At 60.7% G+C, this 16,925-nt stretch carries 17 protein-coding genes; 7 read left to right on the forward strand and 10 right to left on the reverse strand.

Going from position 1 to position 16,925, the window contains the following annotated elements:
- The first annotated feature begins 6 nt into the window (after positions 1-6).
- From OOT43_RS05720 to OOT43_RS05745, 6 genes are all read left to right on the forward strand, one after another.
- Entirely contained in the window at positions 7-1,182 is a 1,176-nt protein-coding gene (locus OOT43_RS05720; RefSeq protein ID WP_266023847.1) for a phosphoglycerate kinase, read from the forward strand.
- Positions 1,183-1,317: 135 nt separating this feature from the next.
- A complete protein-coding gene (rpoZ, locus tag OOT43_RS05725) occupies positions 1,318-1,599 on the forward strand; it encodes a DNA-directed RNA polymerase subunit omega (RefSeq protein WP_266023848.1) in 282 nt (93 codons plus the stop codon).
- Between the two features lie 30 nt (positions 1,600-1,629).
- Positions 1,630-3,846, forward strand: a complete 2,217-nt coding sequence (locus tag OOT43_RS05730) for a RelA/SpoT family protein (protein WP_266023849.1) — start codon at positions 1,630-1,632, stop codon at positions 3,844-3,846.
- Entirely contained in the window at positions 3,843-4,229 is a 387-nt protein-coding gene (locus tag OOT43_RS05735; protein WP_266023850.1) for a RidA family protein, read from the forward strand. The genes OOT43_RS05730 and OOT43_RS05735 overlap by 4 nt, the downstream gene beginning before the upstream one ends.
- 12 nt (positions 4,230-4,241) lie before the next feature.
- Entirely contained in the window at positions 4,242-6,317 is a 2,076-nt protein-coding gene (gene recG / locus OOT43_RS05740) for an ATP-dependent DNA helicase RecG (protein WP_266023852.1), read from the forward strand.
- A gap of 79 nt (positions 6,318-6,396) precedes the next feature.
- Positions 6,397-6,744: a YMGG-like glycine zipper-containing protein gene (locus tag OOT43_RS05745; protein ID WP_266023853.1), complete on the forward strand. Its 348-nt coding sequence runs from the start codon at positions 6,397-6,399 to the stop codon at positions 6,742-6,744.
- Positions 6,745-6,773: 29 nt separating this feature from the next.
- Here the strand turns inward: OOT43_RS05745 and rsfS are convergent, their stop codons facing one another.
- Both rsfS and OOT43_RS05755 read right to left on the reverse strand, forming a co-directional pair.
- Positions 6,774-7,118: a ribosome silencing factor gene (gene rsfS, locus OOT43_RS05750; protein WP_266023854.1), complete on the reverse strand. Its 345-nt coding sequence runs from the start codon at positions 7,116-7,118 to the stop codon at positions 6,774-6,776.
- A 267-nt stretch (positions 7,119-7,385) separates the two neighbouring features.
- Positions 7,386-9,068 (reverse strand): lytic transglycosylase, encoded by a 1,683-nt coding sequence (locus tag OOT43_RS05755; RefSeq protein WP_266023856.1) that lies wholly within the window; start codon positions 9,066-9,068, stop codon positions 7,386-7,388.
- A 59-nt stretch (positions 9,069-9,127) separates the two neighbouring features.
- Between OOT43_RS05755 and OOT43_RS05760 the strand changes: the two genes are divergently transcribed.
- A complete protein-coding gene (locus tag OOT43_RS05760) occupies positions 9,128-9,916 on the forward strand; it encodes a methyltransferase domain-containing protein (RefSeq protein ID WP_266023857.1) in 789 nt (262 codons plus the stop codon).
- 257 nt (positions 9,917-10,173) lie between these two features.
- Here the strand turns inward: OOT43_RS05760 and OOT43_RS05765 are convergent, their stop codons facing one another.
- The 8 genes from OOT43_RS05765 to rpsF form a co-directional block, all read right to left on the reverse strand.
- A complete protein-coding gene (locus OOT43_RS05765; protein WP_266023858.1) occupies positions 10,174-10,353 on the reverse strand; it encodes a hypothetical protein in 180 nt (59 codons plus the stop codon).
- Between the two features lie 330 nt (positions 10,354-10,683).
- Entirely contained in the window at positions 10,684-11,775 is a 1,092-nt protein-coding gene (gene ychF / locus OOT43_RS05770; protein ID WP_266023860.1) for a redox-regulated ATPase YchF, read from the reverse strand.
- A 12-nt stretch (positions 11,776-11,787) separates the two neighbouring features.
- Entirely contained in the window at positions 11,788-13,245 is a 1,458-nt protein-coding gene (locus OOT43_RS05775) for a mannose-1-phosphate guanylyltransferase/mannose-6-phosphate isomerase (protein WP_266023862.1), read from the reverse strand.
- A gap of 20 nt (positions 13,246-13,265) precedes the next feature.
- The gene (gene waaA / locus OOT43_RS05780; protein WP_266023863.1) at positions 13,266-14,543 is read right to left on the reverse strand and encodes a lipid IV(A) 3-deoxy-D-manno-octulosonic acid transferase; all 1,278 of its coding nucleotides are present in this window, start codon (positions 14,541-14,543) and stop codon (positions 13,266-13,268) included.
- Between the two features lie 25 nt (positions 14,544-14,568).
- Complete coding sequence (gene rplI / locus OOT43_RS05785; protein WP_266023865.1) at positions 14,569-15,015, reverse strand: 50S ribosomal protein L9; 447 nt, start codon at positions 15,013-15,015, stop codon at positions 14,569-14,571.
- Positions 15,016-15,073: 58 nt separating this feature from the next.
- Positions 15,074-15,961 (reverse strand): YybS family protein, encoded by an 888-nt coding sequence (locus tag OOT43_RS05790; RefSeq protein WP_266023866.1) that lies wholly within the window; start codon positions 15,959-15,961, stop codon positions 15,074-15,076.
- Positions 15,962-16,023: 62 nt separating this feature from the next.
- A complete protein-coding gene (gene rpsR / locus OOT43_RS05795) occupies positions 16,024-16,254 on the reverse strand; it encodes a 30S ribosomal protein S18 (protein WP_266023867.1) in 231 nt (76 codons plus the stop codon).
- A 56-nt stretch (positions 16,255-16,310) separates the two neighbouring features.
- A complete protein-coding gene (gene rpsF / locus OOT43_RS05800; protein ID WP_266023868.1) occupies positions 16,311-16,724 on the reverse strand; it encodes a 30S ribosomal protein S6 in 414 nt (137 codons plus the stop codon).
- Between the last annotated feature and the right edge of the window lie 201 nt (positions 16,725-16,925).

Below are 16,925 nucleotides of genomic sequence, written 5' to 3' on the forward strand. Positions count from 1 at the left end.
CATCTCATGGCCTTCAAACGCATGACCGACATCGATCTCGCGGGCAAGCGCGTCCTGATCCGGGAAGACTTCAACGTGCCCGTCAAGGACGGCAAGGTCGCCAGCGACGCCCGCATCCGCGCCGCGCTGCCGACCATTCGCCATGCGCTGGACGCCGGCGCCGCACTGATGCTGATGTCGCATCTCGGCCGCCCCACCGAGGGGCAGAACGCCGAAGAATTTTCCATGCGCCCCGTGGCCGACCGGCTGTCCGAACTGCTGGGCCAGCCGGTGGCGCTGGTCAAGGACTACCTTGACGGCGTGGAAGCTGCGCCCGGCTCGGTCGTACTGTTCGAGAACGTCCGCTTCAACAAGGGCGAGAAGAAGGACGACGAGACCCTGTCGCGCAAGCTCGCCGCGCTGTGCGACGTTTACGTGATGGATGCCTTCGGCACGGCGCATCGCGCCGAAGCCTCAACTCACGGCGTCGGTAAGCTCGCTCCCGTCGCCTGCGCCGGCCTGCTGCTGGCGGCGGAATTGGATGCGCTGGGCAAAGCGCTCCATGACCCGGCACGGCCGCTGGTCGCCATCGTCGGCGGCTCGAAAGTGTCGACCAAGCTGACGGTTCTGGACTCCCTTTCTCAGGTGGTCGACCAGCTCATCGTCGGTGGCGGCATCGCCAACACCTTCATCAAGGCCGCCGGGTTCAACATCGGAAAATCGCTGTACGAGGAGGACCTGGTCGCCGAAGCCAAGCGCCTGATGGAAGCCGCGAAAGCCAAGGGTGGCGAGATTCCGGTGCCGGTCGACGTCGTCGTCGGGAAACAGTTCAACGCGGCCGAACCGGCTGTGGTCAAGAACGTTGCGGACGTCGCCGACGACGAGATGATCTTCGACATTGGCCCCGAGACCGCCAGGCGCTATGCCGACTATGTCGGCCGCGCCGGGACGGTGGTCTGGAACGGCCCGGTGGGTGTCTTCGAGTTCGACCAGTTCGGCAACGGCACCCGCGCTTTGGGGCTCGCCATCGCCGACAGCCGCGCGTTTTCTATCGCCGGCGGTGGCGACACGCTGGCCGCCATCGACAAGTACGGCATCGCCGACCGCATCTCCTATGTCTCCACCGGCGGTGGGGCTTTTCTGGAGTTTCTCGAGGGTAAGCCACTGCCGGCGGTCGCCATGCTGGAGGGCCGCGCGGCCTGAATCCCGCTGCGGTGGAAACTCGCTGTTTCTCGCCCGCAACAAATTGCCGCTTCCACAGTCAAACGAACTGTACACGGCCCCAAATTGCGATACATACTATCCATTTTTTCCCAAAACCACCGATCGAGGATTTTAATGGCGCGCATCACCGTCGAAGATTGTCTGGACAAAGTCGAAAACCGTTTTCAGCTCGTGCTGCTTGCCAGCAAACGGGCCCGCGTGCTGGCACGCCATCCCGATGAAGCCAAGGTGGGCTGGAACAACGACAAACCGACGGTGGCGGCGCTGCGCGAAATCGCGGAGGGGCACATTACTCAGGCCTACATGAAGGAGAAGGTGAAAACCGACCGTTATCCGATCGAACGCCCGATGCCAGCCCCCAGAGACGACCTCTCCGACCTGGACGACGAAATCTAGGCGATTCGGAGACATCCTTAAAGAGCCGCAATGAGCCCGTACGCAGTCGCCGATGCCCCCCCGCCGCAAGAGCCGGCGGAACTGCCCCAGGAAAAGCTGGCGCGCCGGCTAGGCAGTCTGGCATCGGGCTACCTTGAGCCGGCCCAGGTTTCGGAAATCCACCAAGCTTACCAAGTCGCCGCCAAAGCGCATGACGGGCAGCTACGCCTCAGCGGCGAGCCTTACGTCTGCCATCCCCTTTCGGTCGCGATCATCCTGGCCGAGATGCGGATGGACGCCAAAGGCATCATGGCTGCTCTGCTCCACGACGTCATCGAAGACACCCCTTTGACCAAGGAAGACCTGAGCGCCCGTTTCGGGGTCGAAGTGGCGGAACTGGTCGATGGCGTCAGCAAGCTGACGCAGCTCGACTGCAAGTCGCGCGCCGAAGCCCAGGCGGAGAACGTGCGCAAAATGGTCCTGGCGATGGTCAAGGACCTGCGCGTCATCATGGTCAAGCTGGCCGACCGCCTGCACAACATGCGCACGCTGGACGTGATGAATCCAGGAAGGCGCTGCCGCATCGCTAAGGAAACCCTGGACATCTACGCCCCCATCGCTCATCGGCTGGGTATGAACGAAGTCCGGCTGGAGTTGGAGAATCTGGGGTTCTCCGCCATGTATCCAATGCGGCACCGGGTGCTCGAACAGTGCGTAAAAAAGGCGCGAGGCAACCGCAAGGAAGTCCTGGCCACCATCGAATCGACTCTCAAGGCACGCCTCAAGGACTGCGGCATACCTGACGCCAGGATCATCGGCCGGGAGAAGCACCTGTACAGCCTTTACCAGAAGATGCGCGGCAAGCGCCTCCCCTTCGCCCAGGTCTACGACGTCTACGCCTTCCGTATCGTGGTCGACTCGCCCGACGAGTGCTACCGCGCGCTGGGCGCAGTGCACAATCTTTACAAGCCGATCCCCGGCCGATTCAAGGACTACATCGCCCTGCCCAAGGCCAACGGCTACCAGTCGCTGCATACCGTGCTGATCGGACCCTTCGGCCTGCCACTGGAAATCCAGATCCGCACCCATGCGATGCACCACATGGCGGAGTCGGGCATCGCCGCCCATTGGCTGTATAAATCGGAAACCGACCCCGCCGCCGGCAGTCAGGCGCGGGCCCGGGAATGGCTGCGAGACCTGCTGGAAATCCAAAAGAGCGCCGGCGACTCCATGGAATTCCTCGATAACCTCAAGGTCGACCTGTTCCAGCACGAATGCTACGTCTTCACGCCCAAGGGCCGCATCATCAAGCTGCCGCGCGGCGCCACCATCGTCGACTTCGCCTATGCCGTGCATACCGACATCGGCAATTCCTGCGTTTCGGCCCGGGTCAACCGCGTCCTGGCGCCTCTGCACAGCGTGCTCGAAAACGGCCAGACGATCGAAATCATAACCGCGCCCTGGGCCCGGCCCAATCCACTTTGGCTGAACTATGTCGTGACAGCCAAGGCGCGGGCTGCGATCCGCAGTCATTTGAGGAATTTCAAGAGGCAGGAGGCGGTCAGCCTGGGCCGGCGCCTGCTGGAGAAGGAACTGGCCAATCACGGCCTGAACCTGGATACGATTCCCCAACACCGCCTGGAAAACTTCACCCGCGCCCTGGATTTATCCTCGTTCGAATCCCTGCTGGAGGATCTCGGACTCGGCAACCGGCTACCCTTCCTCGTGGTTCAGCAAATGCTGCAGGGCGATCAGGAAATAAACAAAGGCGCACCGCCACTGCCCGACGACAAACGCGCCAGAACACCGCTCGTCATCAAAGGAACCGAGGGCGTCGTGGTCAGCCTGGCGAAGTGCTGCCGGCCGATTCCGGGAGACCCCATCGTGGGCTTCTTCAACCCTGGCAAGGGCATCGTGGTGCACGTCACCGACTGCAAGAACGCCGCCGAGTTGCGGCGCAAGCAGATCAACAGCCTGGACGTGGAATGGGATCGCGCGGCGAGCGGGATGTTCCCGGCGATGATCCGCCTTGAACTGATGAACCGTGTCGGCACCCTCGCCCAGATCGCTTCGGCGATCTCGCGCATGGAAGCCGACATCGAAAACGTTCAGATCACCAACCAGGACGATCAGATATCCACCGACATCCTCACCATCGGGGTCAAAGATCGCGTTCACCTCGCACGGGTGATGCGGGAATTGCGGAAATTGAGCATCGTCCTGAAAATATCCAGAGTCAAATCGGAACTGAGAAAGAAAGAATCATGACACGCCAAGTCATCCACACCGATCATGCACCCAGGGCCATCGGCACCTATTCCCAGGCGATCAAGGTAGGCAACACCGTCTACCTGTCCGGCCAGATCCCGCTCGATCCGGCCACCATGACGCTCGTCGACGACAACATGGAAGTCCAGATCCGGCGGGTTTTCGACAATCTCGGCGCGGTTGCCGAAGCCGCCGGGGGCACGCTGGGGGACATCGTGAAACTCAACGTTTTCCTGACCGATCTCGGGCATTTTCCGCTGGTCAACGAAATCATGGCGAACTATTTTTCGGAGCCTTACCCGGCACGCGCTGCCGTCGGCGTCGCCGCCCTACCGCGGGGTGCCGGCGTGGAAATGGACGCAGTCCTCGTGTTGCCGGAATAGCACCATAGAACGATGCCGAAATGGCGGAGACTGGATCAGTTCTCCCTGGACAACCTGCAGGGGGCGGGCGAAAAGACCATAGGCCGCCTCAACAAGCTCGGCATCTTCAACCTGCAGGATATCCTGCTCCACCTGCCGATCCGCTATGAGGACCGGACCCGACTCACGCCGCTGGGCGCACTGCAGCCTGGCCAGTCCGCTCTGGTGGAGGGCGAGGTGGAACTCGCCGATGTCGCTGGATCCGGCCGGCGGTCGCTGATCTGCCGGATCAGCGACGGTACCGGCTTCCTCAATCTTCGTTTCTTCCATTTTCGGCCTGAGCAGCTCCGGGCGCTGAACAACCTTCGGCGGATCCGCTGTTTCGGCGAGGTGCGTCCCGGTATGCATGGGCTGGAAATGGTCCACCCGGAGTATGAGGCACTGCATGGATCTACCCCCCTCCCCCTGGAATCGGGGCTGACGCCGGTCTACCCGACCACGGACGGATTGCGCCAGCAAAGCCTGCGGCGGTTCGTGGCCCAGGCCCTGCGCTCAGCCGACCCGGACCAGGAAGACTCGGTCAGGCTTCCTCCGCGGCTGGCTCCCGAGCTCGACGCGATGTCATGGTGGGATGCCGTGCGCAGCCTGCACCGCCCCCCCGACGCCCACCCGGAAACCCTGGAGCGTGCCCGCCGCCGCCTGGCTTATGAGGAACTGCTCGCCCATCATCTGAGCTTGGCCCGCTTTCGGCAGGAGATCCGCCGGCGATCCGCGCCCGGGCTGTGCGTGGATGAATCTGTCAAGGAGACTTTCCGGGCCGGGCTGCCTTTCTTCCTGACTGGGGCTCAGAGACGGGTGATTGGCGAGATCGAATCGGACCTGCGTAGCGGCCGCCCCATGATGCGGCTGCTGCAAGGTGACGTGGGCTCCGGAAAGACGGTCATTGCGGCACACGCGGCGCTGGCGGCTGCGTCCAATGGCTGGCAGGCGGCCCTTATGGCTCCCACCGAGTTGCTAGCCGAACAGCATTTTCACACCTTCAGCGACTGGCTGGCTTCCTCCGGCGTGCCAACGACGCTGCTTACCGGAAGGCTCAAGGGCCAGAGCCGTAGGGAGGCTTTGGCTGCGATAGCGAGTGGTGATACAGCGCTGGTCATAGGAACCCATGCGCTGTTCCAGGAGACCGTCGAGTTCCACCGGCTCGGCCTTACCATCATCGACGAACAGCATCGCTTCGGCGTCCACCAGCGTCTGGCCTTGCGCGACAAAGCCCACCCGGACGCCGCACTGCCCCATCAACTGGTCATGACCGCCACACCCATTCCCCGCACGCTGGCGATTCTCGGCTACGCCGATCTGGACTGCTCGATCATCGACGAACTTCCGCCAGGGCGAACACCCGTCGTCACCAGCGTGATACCCTCGACCCGCCGCGGGGAAATCATTGACCGGATCGCCAGTTGGGTCGCCAACGGCAGGCAAGCCTACTGGGTCTGCACACTGATCGAAGAATCGGAGGCCCTGCAATGCGAAGCCGCCGCGAATACGGCCGCCAGCCTCGCCCAAGCGCTGCCCGGCCTTCGCGTCCGGCTGCTGCATGGACGCATGTCCGCGCCGGAAAAACATTCCGTCATGCAGGAGTTCAAAGGCAGTGGATCCGATATCCTCGTCGCGACGACGGTGATCGAAGTGGGCGTCGACGTGCCCAACGCCGGCCTGATGATCATCGAGAATCCGGAGCGGCTGGGACTCGCCCAGATCCACCAGCTTCGGGGCCGGGTCGGCCGTGGACCGGGCGACGCCTATTGCATTCTCCTGTACCAACCGCCCTTGTCCGCCAGCGGCAGAGAGCGGCTGAAAATCCTGAAGGAATCCTCGGACGGCTTCGTCATCGCGGAGAAAGACCTCCAGTTGCGGGGACCTGGCGAATTTCTAGGGGTCCGCCAGACTGGGCTGGCCCGATTCCGGATTGCGGATCTGGCCCGCGACGCCGATCTGATCGAACGGGTAGGCGCAAGCACCGAGCACTTGTTTGAGTGCCACACTGAACTGATCACTCCATTGATCGACCGCTGGGTAGGACAAGGGTTTCATTACGCCGGTGCATAACGCATGGATACTGGCGCATCAAGTTGGTAGACTGCAACGCGTCCTTATGACCTGGTAACGAAAAAAGGAGAGGTTCGCCATGACCAGCTACCCCGCCGTTCGCCCATTTCCCCTTTCAGCCAATTTCACTCGCATCTGCGGCGCATTGATCATTACTCTTGGGATGGCCGGGTGCGCCGGGATGACCCCTACCCAGCAGCGTATGACGTCCGGCACGCTGATCGGCGCCGGAGGCGGAGCGGTCATCGGGGCGCTGGCGGGCAATGCCGCTATGGGGGCGGGTATCGGTGCCGCAGCGGGACTCGCCGGCGGATACCTGTATCAGAAATACAAGGAAAACCAAGCCGAGACCTACGCCGAAGGCTACCGGCAAGGCCAAGCCAGCACGCAATCGAAGAAGAAGCAGAAAAATACGCAGCCGCAGTAGTCGCCGCGGTCGGACAACACCGTAGCCGATCAGGCAGCAGCGGGAAACGTCTCGGCCCAGAGCTTCTCGAGCTGGTAAAACTCGCGTACCGGCGGCTTCATCACGTGCACGACTACGTCTCCGAGATCCACCACCACCCACTCGCCGGAATCTTCGCCTTCCAACCCGAAGGGCTGAAGCGCATTCGCTTTGGCGCTGGCTTCAACATTCCCCGCCAGCGACCTGACGTGGCGATCGGAGGTTCCGCTAGCGATCACGAAAAAATCGGCGATCGCCGTTTTTCCGCGCAGATCGATGATTTTGACGTCACGCCCTTTTCCCTCATCCAGCGCCGCGACGACGATTTCGAGCAACGAGTCAATGTGCATAGGCATCTAAGTGGGTAACTCCAAAGAACTTTTGAGAATTAAGCATGGACGAAATCGTACATCTGTCGTCCGACAACCTTCTTCGAATGCGAAGGGCGGGTGAATGCGAAGAAAATTTGAGGAAGGCGGGATGGATCCACTCGGGATCGGAGAATACTGAAGATCAGAACAACCATGTTGTCTGACTTGAGGCCGCCTGGGCCAAATTGCAAGAACCGTTGCAAGGTCAAAGATTATCGTAGCTCCCCACCCGCCAAGCTTGGCACTCTTGACTCAATCTTTCCCGGCCGAAACCTTGATGTTCCTGCCTGCTTCGAGCTTGTTTTCCTTCACTCCGTTCCATTTCCGGAGATCCGCGACACTGACGCCGAACCGTTGGGAAATGGCAAACAGGGTTTCGCCGGGCTTAACGGTATGGCGAATGGATTGCGACGCCTTGATCCCCCCGCCATGCCTTTCATCGGACAATCTCGATACGGCGCGCTTCTCCTTGCTTCGGATGTTCCGTTCGTCATGAGGCGTCTCTGCCCGGGAACGGGCCGAGTCTGCCGCGACATTCCAGTCCTCATCCTTACGTCCATGTTTTCCTTTCTTCGAATGGCCAGAGTCTTCATCACGACCCCGCCTACCCTTTACCGTCTTGTCTTCGTGTTCCCGTCCCAAAGCGTCCCGGAGGCGGGTTCCGTCCCGCAAGTGAGCGACCACCCCGGAACTTTCCCGGCGTCCGAGTTCACCAGGCTGCCAGCGCTCGCTCCGATTCAAATCCTTGCCTGAGCCCCGCTCGCCATAGCTCGACGGATAGGTATCCTCGGACCCGTAACGAAAGGTAGCCGGCTTTCGCTCGGACCCGCCGCGAGCCGAGTCCAAAACATCTTCCGAGACGGCTGCGTCGGGTGAATTCCGATTGCCGAATTCGCGTCGTCCAGTCTCATCATAACCAGAGGGACGGGAATCGAATTGTCCGCCCATAGCCAACCTAGCCAGTTCCTTCTTGAATTTGCGCGATTTGTCCGCGGGCACGAAAAGACGATAGGAGCCTTCGATATCGGTATGCTGATGCTTGAAGCCGGGATTCAATTCGAGCATCCGTTCCAGACTCATGTCAGCCGCATCCGCCGCCAGCGCAAGATCCAGCTGAGAGCTCACTTTCACCGGCTTGAAAATGGCTTCGTTCGGAATGTAATGCAGGTCGACCGCATATCTGTCGGCATTCGCGAAAACCTTCGATACGGCCAACAACCGGGGCACATAGGCCTTCGTCTCTTCCGGCAGGTCCAACGACCAGAAGTCGGTAGGCAGATTCCGTGCCTCGTTGCGCTGTATCGCTTTGGCAACCGCTCCTTCGCCGCAGTTGTAAGCAGCTACCGCCAGAAGCCAGTCGCCATCGAAGTCATTGTTGAGTTTTTTCAAGTACTTGATTGCAGCCCGCGTCGAGGCGTAAACATCGCGGCGTCCATCGTAGGAACGGCTCCGTTTCAAGCCGTACCGGCGTCCGGTTTCCGGGATGAACTGCCATATCCCGGCGGCCCGGGCGGGAGAAACCGCATGCGGCTGAAATGCGCTTTCGACGATGGGCAACAGCGCCAACTCTCCCGGCATCTTGTGTTTCTCGAGCTGCCGAACGATGGTATATAGGAAGGGTTCAGCGCGCCTCTGAGCGCGCTTCAGGTATTCGGGGTGGTTGATGAACCACGACACCTCACGGTCCACGGAACGGTGTTCCACCTTGGGCAAGGCGTAGAGCGAGAACATTCGCTCCCACAAGGTGTCGTACTGGGAACCCGGCGATGCCTGCTTCCCCTTCTTGGGCTTGCCAGGGTCTTCGGAAACGGCCCCAAGGCGGGGCTCCGGAATCGACGCTTTGAGGTTATTCGGCTTACTGGTACAGGCGGGAAGAAGCAGCGCCACCAGGGACATGGTGACAAGTAATCGCGGACGGGGCGGAAAACGCTTCATAAAATACTCCCTCAGTTAGGCAGCTGGCTGAGGCTAGCTACAACAGGCCGCTCAACTCTATGAGTACGAATAAAGGCTTTGCTCAACACCCTCACGAGATATTCTCTGAATGGTATCGAGGCACGACGCCGGGGCAGGCACTCAAGCGATTGGAATTCCATTATTTGTCGAGTGGGCTAAAGCTTACTTACAATCAGATTACATTACAAGTTGGCTGCCCTGGCGACGCCCCCCCGCTCGAAGGCTTGCCGCATGGCACCTCATGCCTCGTCACTGCTGGCCTGAAGGCGGCCAATCGGGCGCCCACCCCGCTTTTTGCCGCGCCTGACGAAATTCCGTTCGGCGCCCAGAGCGTCGACATCGTCTACCTCGTCCACGTCCTCGAGTTTTCGCCGGAGCCGTGTTGGATCTTGAAAGAGTGTGAGCGTATTCTCAAGCCTCAGGGACAACTTCACGTTCTCGCGCTGAACCCATGGAATCCGAAGAACCTGCCGCGTTGTGTCCCCATGCTTCTGAAAAGCGCCGAGATCAGCCTCATCACGCCGGCCCGCGTGATTGCCTGGCTGAAAAACCTCAACCTGGACACCTGTCTGGTCGCCGGCTTCAGCCTGACCCCCGAATGCTGCCTGCCCAACAGCGGTTCTCTATTAAGCCGTTCCCGCGCCCATTTAGCGGCGGCCTATGCGGTTCGAGCGATCAAACGTCGCCAGCGGCTGATTCCAACTGCATCATCCTGGTCTTCGATTCCCGAATTGATCGGCGGCTGCGGCTCAATCGAAACTGCTTTCCGCATGCTTGAAGACTTGAAATCGGGCCACTGGACACTACGCAAGCGAAGCGGTACGTAGATGGCGGCAAGGAAGGTAAAATCTTCGCAAAGATAAGCGGCGCTTCCGAAGGCGGAAGCTGCGATCGGGTGGGATTTGATGCGCAGAAAAGATGAAGTTCCCGGACCTCAGCCTAAGAACTCATCCTTTCTACGCACCAAACAAACAGCGAGCATTTGCTCCTAATAGGCTTTCCTGCCCTCGTTCAAGCGGTCTTAATACCGGGAATGAACGATCCGTATTGTAAAAACAATCCCATTCAAGGAATTGCGAAAGTTCTACTTGCCTTTTTGCTTCGTAATTTGAGCGTCGACTTCCTTATTTGCTTCTTGAGCAGCACCGCTCTGCCAACCACTCACTTCGTTCTCCCTTGCCTTGAACAAGACGACCAGGACAATGGTTCCAACGATCAGCGCACCGATCCACAACCAGAAGTTGTCTTTTTCTTGATTTTCCATTCTATCCTCCTATCGTTGCCGATGTTGCAGGGATTATGCTTCGAGCCTCAGGCTGCCCGCCTCCCCATCGTATAGTTGATTGTTACACTCTGAAGCGGGATTGATCTCGATGTGCCGCTTCATTGATAGCAAGTTTACCTCTACAAAATAATGAAAAACAATAGTTGACCTGGATCAAACTTTAAAAAAATTTTCCGACCCCACGCCTCGCTCCCCTTGCGTTCGCTCCACCTCTATGCAGCGAACCGGACGGCGGCCTTACTGCGGGCAAGCGACCGGCGAGTTCCTTCCGGTATCGCTCGCCCCCAAACTGGTTCGGCAGGCAGACGCTTAGACATTGAAGCGGAAATGCACGACGTCCCCATCGCGCATGACGTAATCCTTGCCTTCCAGACGCCATTTCCCGGCGTCTTTCGCGCCCTGCTCGCCATTGCAGACGACGAAGTCTTCGTAGGCAATCACTTCCGCGCGGATGAACCCTTTTTCGAAGTCGGTATGGATGACGCCGGCCGCCTGGGGAGCGGTCGCGCCCGCGGGAATGGTCCAGGCGCGGACTTCCTTGACGCCGGCGGTAAAGTAAGTGAAGAGGTTCAGCAGGCGGTACCCTGCCCGCACCACCCGGTTGAGTCCCGGTTCGTCGAAGCCGATTTCCGCAAGGAAATCCGCCTTGTCCTCGTCTTCGAGTTGGGATAGTTCGGCCTCGAAGGCGGCACAGACCGGCACGACCACCGAACCTTCATCGCGCGCGAAGGCTTCGACCTGCTCCAATAACGGATTGTTCTCAAAGCCGCCTTCCTGGACGTTGGCGATGTACATCGTCGGCTTGGCGGTAAGCAGGTGCAGTTCCCGCAACAGGGCCACGTCCTCCGGAGGCAGCGGAATCGCCCGCACCGGCGTCCCCGAGTTCAGACCCTTGATGACGAGCTCCAGCACCCGAACCCGCTCGATCTCGTCCTTGTTCCCGGACTTTGCGGCCTTCTGGGCCCGCTGCAGGACTCTCTCAACGGTCGCCATGTCGGCGAGGATGAGTTCCATCCCGATCACTTCGATGTCGGAAAGCGGATCGACCTTTCCGGCGACGTGCACGATGTCGTCATTCTCGAAGCAACGGACGACGTGCGCGATCGCGTCGGTCTCGCGGATGTGGGCGAGAAACTGGTTGCCCAGACCCTCTCCCTTCGACGCACCGGCTACCAGGCCCGCAATGTCGACGAACTCGATAGCAGTCGGGACCACCCGCTCGGGTTTCACGATCCCGGCCAGCACGTCAAGCCGCGGATCGGGCACGGGCACCACGCCCACGTTGGGATCAATGGTGCAGAACGGATAATTCTCGGCCGCAATGGCGGCCTTGGTGAGCGCATTGAAAAGCGTGGACTTGCCGACGTTGGGCAAGCCGACGATGCCGACGTGTAATGCCATGTGGGAATGTTCCTAGCGTTCTTCGGTACGGTGATACTGATCCTGGAAGCGGACGATGTCGTCCTCGCCGAGGTAACTGCCGGATTGCACCTCGATGATTTCCAACGGAATGGTTCCTGGATTTTCCAGGCGATGGTGGACCCCGATGGGGATGTAAGTGGATTGGTTCTCGGTCAGCAGAAACGACTCTTCCCCTCGGACGACACGCGCGGTGCCCCGTACGACGATCCAGTGCTCCGCCCGGTGGTGATGCATCTGCAGCGAAAGGGCCGAGCCCGGCGTCACCGTGATCCGCTTGACCTGATAACGCTGGCCGGTGTCGATCGACTCGTAGGTTCCCCAGGGGCGGTGCACCCGGCGATGGACCTTGTGTTCCGTGCGGTTCGCTGCTTTGAGATGTTCGGCAATCTGCTTGATGTCCTGAGCCTTTGACTTGTGGGCGACCAGCACCGCGTCCGCGGTATCCACCACCAGCAGGTCGCGTACCCCGATGGCCGCGAGGAACCGGCTGTCGGAATACAACAGGGAATTCGCCGTGTCGCGGGCATAAACGTCGCCTTCGACCACGTTGCCGTTGTCGTCCCTCGGCTTGACTTCGGATAGCGATGCCCAGGAACCCAGATCGCACCAGCCCACGTCGATCGGGATGACGGCCGCCTGTCCCGTGCCATTCAGCTTTTCCATCACGGCGTAGTCGATGGAATCGGACGGGCAGCGCAGGAAACCGGTCCGGTCGACCCGGATGAAATTGCCGTCCCTGCAGGATTTTTCGTACGCTGCGGCACAGGACTCCAGGATGTCGGGCCGATACAAACCAATCCGCTCCAGCCAGACGCTTGTACGCAGCACGAACAGCCCGCTGTTCCAAAGGTAGTCGCCGGAACTCAGGTAACGCGAGGCGGTTTCGGCATCCGGCTTTTCAACGAAGGCTTCCAGATCGAAAACCGCGCCGTCCTCCAGAACCCTTCCCTTGCGGATATAGCCGTAACCCGTCTCCGGCCGGTCCGGTACGATGCCGAACGTCCCGATCAGTCCACGCCCCGCAAGCCCCAGCGCCCTCGCCAAGCCGGCACGGAAGCCCTCCACGTCGGCGATGTGGTGATCCGCCGGCATCACCGCCAGAATGCATTCCTCCCCGAGGTGCTCGCGAACGTGCAGCGCCGCAATCGTCAACGCAGGAGCCGTGTTGCGGCCGCTCGGCTCGAGGAGAATATCGGCGTTTTCATACCCCATCTGCCGAAGCTGCTCGGCCACCAGGAAACGATGCTGTTCGTTGCACACGACCAGTGGTGAGCGGATGTCGAAGCGGGGCTCCGTCATTCCGCCGATGCGGTCGGCGGTTTCCTGAAACAAGGTGCGCTCGCCCAGCAACGGAAGAAACTGCTTGGGATAGGCTTCGCGGGAATGGGGCCAGAGGCGGGACCCCACCCCGCCCGAGAGAATGAGCGGCTTGATCGTTACGCTACCCATGGTGCGCGCCTCCCAAAAAATCAATGAGACTGGAGAGATTCCCCAAGATGAGGTGCGACGAGTCGCCAATGGAGCTCCGACGCCCCTCGGTTGCGTTCCACGAAGGCAAGAGCCCGCCGCCCAAGATCACCGCGCATCGTTCCGTCCGCAGCCAGCCGGTCGACCGCAGCGGCCAGTTGCTCGATGCCATGGACCCGAACAGCAGCCTCCCCAAGCTCGAGATCATCACATATCTGCTTGAAATTCCGCGTATGCGGCCCGAACACAATGGCCGTCTCCGCCAAGGCGGGTTCCAATACGTTGTGGCCGCCGACGTCGACCAGGCTGCCGCCGACGAATGCGACGTCGCTCGCGACATAGAAACGCATGAGGTCCCCCAGCGTGTCGAGCAGAAAAACGTCGAAACTCCCGGGCGCAGCCTCCCCGGCTTGCGTTTGCCGTGCGAGACGGTAGCCGCCCCCCAACACCAGGCGCGCGACGTCTTCGAAACGCTCGGGATGACGCGGCGCGATCACCAGCAGCAATTCCGGATGCCGCGATCGGACCCCGGCGAAAGCCTCCAGCACCGCCTTTTCCTCCCCTGAATGGGTGCTCGCCGCCAGCCAAACCGGTCGCTCCTGAAACAAGCGCTGCTTGATGGCATCACCGCCCGCCCGGACCGAAGCGTCCAGTTCCGTATCGAATTTTAGATTGCCGGTGACGGTAATGGCGGAGGCATCTGCGCCGATGGCAAGGAAGCGCTGTGCGTCGGCCTCCGTCTGTGCGGCGATGTCGACCCCGGCCAGGAGGTTTCTCAGCGTACCGCGGACACGGGCGTACCGGCGGGCCGAGCGCTCCGACAAGCGGGCGTTGGCGATGAGAAGCGGAATACCCTGTCTCCGGCAGGCAGTGAACAGATTAGGCCAGATTTCCGTTTCCATGATGATGGCCATACGCGGAGAGAAATGACCCAGAAAACGACCGACACCGTCCGGCAGGTCGTAGGGCAGAAAAACATGCTCGACCGTGTCGCCGAGTAGTTTGCGCACTCGCGCCGAGCCGGTCGGCGTGGTAGTAGTGACCAGAATGGACGCCGGCGCATGCCGCCGGATGGTGGCGACCAACGAAAATGCGGCTTCCGCTTCACCCACGGAAACCGCATGAATCCAGACGTCTACCGGCCTGGGCGGGCCGGGATATAACGCAAACCGCTCGGCTACCCGCTCCCGATAGCCGGGATTCGCCCGGCTGCGCCAGAACAGGCGCGCCAGCACCAAAGGGAGGGACGCGTAAAACAGGCTCGTATAAACGGACCTCACGCTCCGCCCCCGGCGCTTGGTCTGACTACTCCGCGACGACCTTCAGGTTCAGCGTCGCGTTCACGTCGCTGTGCAGATGCAAAGTGACTTCGTAATCTCCGGCGAGACGGATCGGGCCGTGAGGCAGCCGCACTTCGTGCCGTTCGACCGCCACGCCGGCCGCGGTCACCGCTTCGGCGATGTCCTTGGTGCCGACCGAGCCGTACAGCTTGCCTTCCTCGCCGGCCTTCTGAGCGATGGAAACGCTCAGCCCCGAGATGGCCTCGGCGCGGGCCTGCGCGGCTGCAAGCTCATCGGACGCCTTTTTCTCCAACTCCGCCCGGCGCTGCTCGAACTCGGCCAGCTTAACCGCCGTTGCTGCAACCGCCTTCCCTTTCGGAATGAGGAAATTGCGGCCGTATCCCGGACGCACCGAAACCTTGTCACCCAAGTTGCCGAGATTCGGCACCTTTTCAAGAAGAATCACATCCATCTTCCAGACCTCGAAAAAACTGATTTAAGAAATGAATTATTGCCGGCCCATGCGCGATTCAGGCGCCTGCAATCCGCCTGTGGCGCCAGTCCATCCAGACGTCGGTAAACCCCATCAGCACCACGGGGATGGCGACCTGGGGAATTACGAACAGCAGCAGATAAACCCCTACCAGCCAGAACTTTCCGGCGGGACGACGGGACAGCAGCGCGTGGATCACGGCAATTCCCACCATGAGGTACAGCACGAAAAACACGAGCCCGAGATTCCACATCAATTCGGCCAGTGCTGGCGACGGCAATAACATGGCGACGCCAATGCTGGCCAACGCTGCATACGCAAACGCAGGGCTTGGCCGCAGTTCGAGAAACTCGGCACGAAACCCACCGGGGTTATACAACAGGGATTGCCACCATCGCGCCAACACCAGCGTCATGAAAACGCTCAGGGCAGAACCCGCGGTCACGAACCCCGTCGCGTAGTGCGCCGCCACACGCAGTCCCGACCGCGCGCCGTCCGCGTCGAAACCGGCCGGGGCCTGATCCAGCAGCGGCTGAACCATCAGCGTGAGTTTGTCGGTCCAGAACTCCGCCGGATCACCGACCAGACCGTAAACCGCCAGCACCGCCAATAGCGCGGTTACGACGACGGATGCCAGCGCCCAGTCGATCCGGCGGGAAATCCGCAGCACCCACGCCACGGCGGACGTAGGAAGCCAGAGCAGCAGCGCATACATCAAAGGCGCCGCCACACTGCCTAGAACCACGCTGCCAAAAACAGCAACCGCGACCGCCGACAGAACCAGCACCGTGGATGCAGCCGGTAAACCCTGCCGCAACACGACAAGTCCGAGAGCGGCGGAGCTCAGCAAACCGACCAGCGGGATCATGAAAGAGAGACAAACAAGGCCGCCGATGACCAGCACTGCCTGCCATCGGCCCTTCATGGCGAAAGCCGCAAGCCCCTTCACGAACCCTCAGCCCTTCAGCGAGAACGGCCTAAGGACGCTTATTGCTCGTGCGCGTCGCAGAACGGGAGCAGCGCGAGGAAGCGCGCGCGCTTGATGGCCGTAGCCAACTGGCGCTGATACTTCGCGCTGGTCCCTGTAATGCGGCTGGGAACGATCTTTCCCGTCTCCGAAACGTATTCCCGCAGGGTGTCCAAATCCTTGTAATCGATTTCCTTGGTGTCTTCCGCAGTAAAGCGGCAATACCTTCTACGTTTAAATTGACGAACCATCGATGAACTCCAAAATCTGATTGGCGACTATGTCTTTCGGTTGGCCGGCAGCGGGGTCAAGCCTCTGCTTCCGCCTCGTTGCTCGGCTCGGCGCCAGCGGCGGCTTCATCCCCACCGTCCTCCGTCGACGTGCGCTCGGTCTCGGCCTCGCCTCCGGACCTCGCCAGCGCGGACGGCTCGGTCACCGCCTCGTCGCGCTTGATCGTCAGGTTGCGCAAGACAGCGTCGTTGAACCGGAAACCACTTTCCAGTTCCTCCAGGGTCGCCTGATCACATTCGATGTTCATCAACACATAATGTGCCTTATGCAGCTTGGCGATGGGATAGGCCAGTTGACGGCGCCCCCAGTCTTCCAGGCGATGGATGCTCCCAGCCGCGCCCTCGATGATGGAACGATACCGTTCGATCATCGCCGGCACCTGTCCGCTCTGGTCCGGATGGACCATGAACACTATTTCGTAATGTCGCATAGCAATGCTCCTTTCGGTTTGAGTCAGCTTTCCGCCAAGCGGTAAAGCAAGGAGAAGGGACCGATGCCCCGCCAAAAAACGGTGCACTATACCCCTTTAGCGGGTCCCGAACAATATGACGCCCTGTCGCCGATCGGCCCTGCCGGGTGGCGAGGGGCGTATGATGTTGCAAATACATGCCCGATTCCATATAGTGTCCAG

Source organism: Methylococcus mesophilus (assembly GCF_026247885.1).
Taxonomy (GTDB): Bacteria; Pseudomonadota; Gammaproteobacteria; order Methylococcales; family Methylococcaceae; genus Methylococcus; species Methylococcus mesophilus.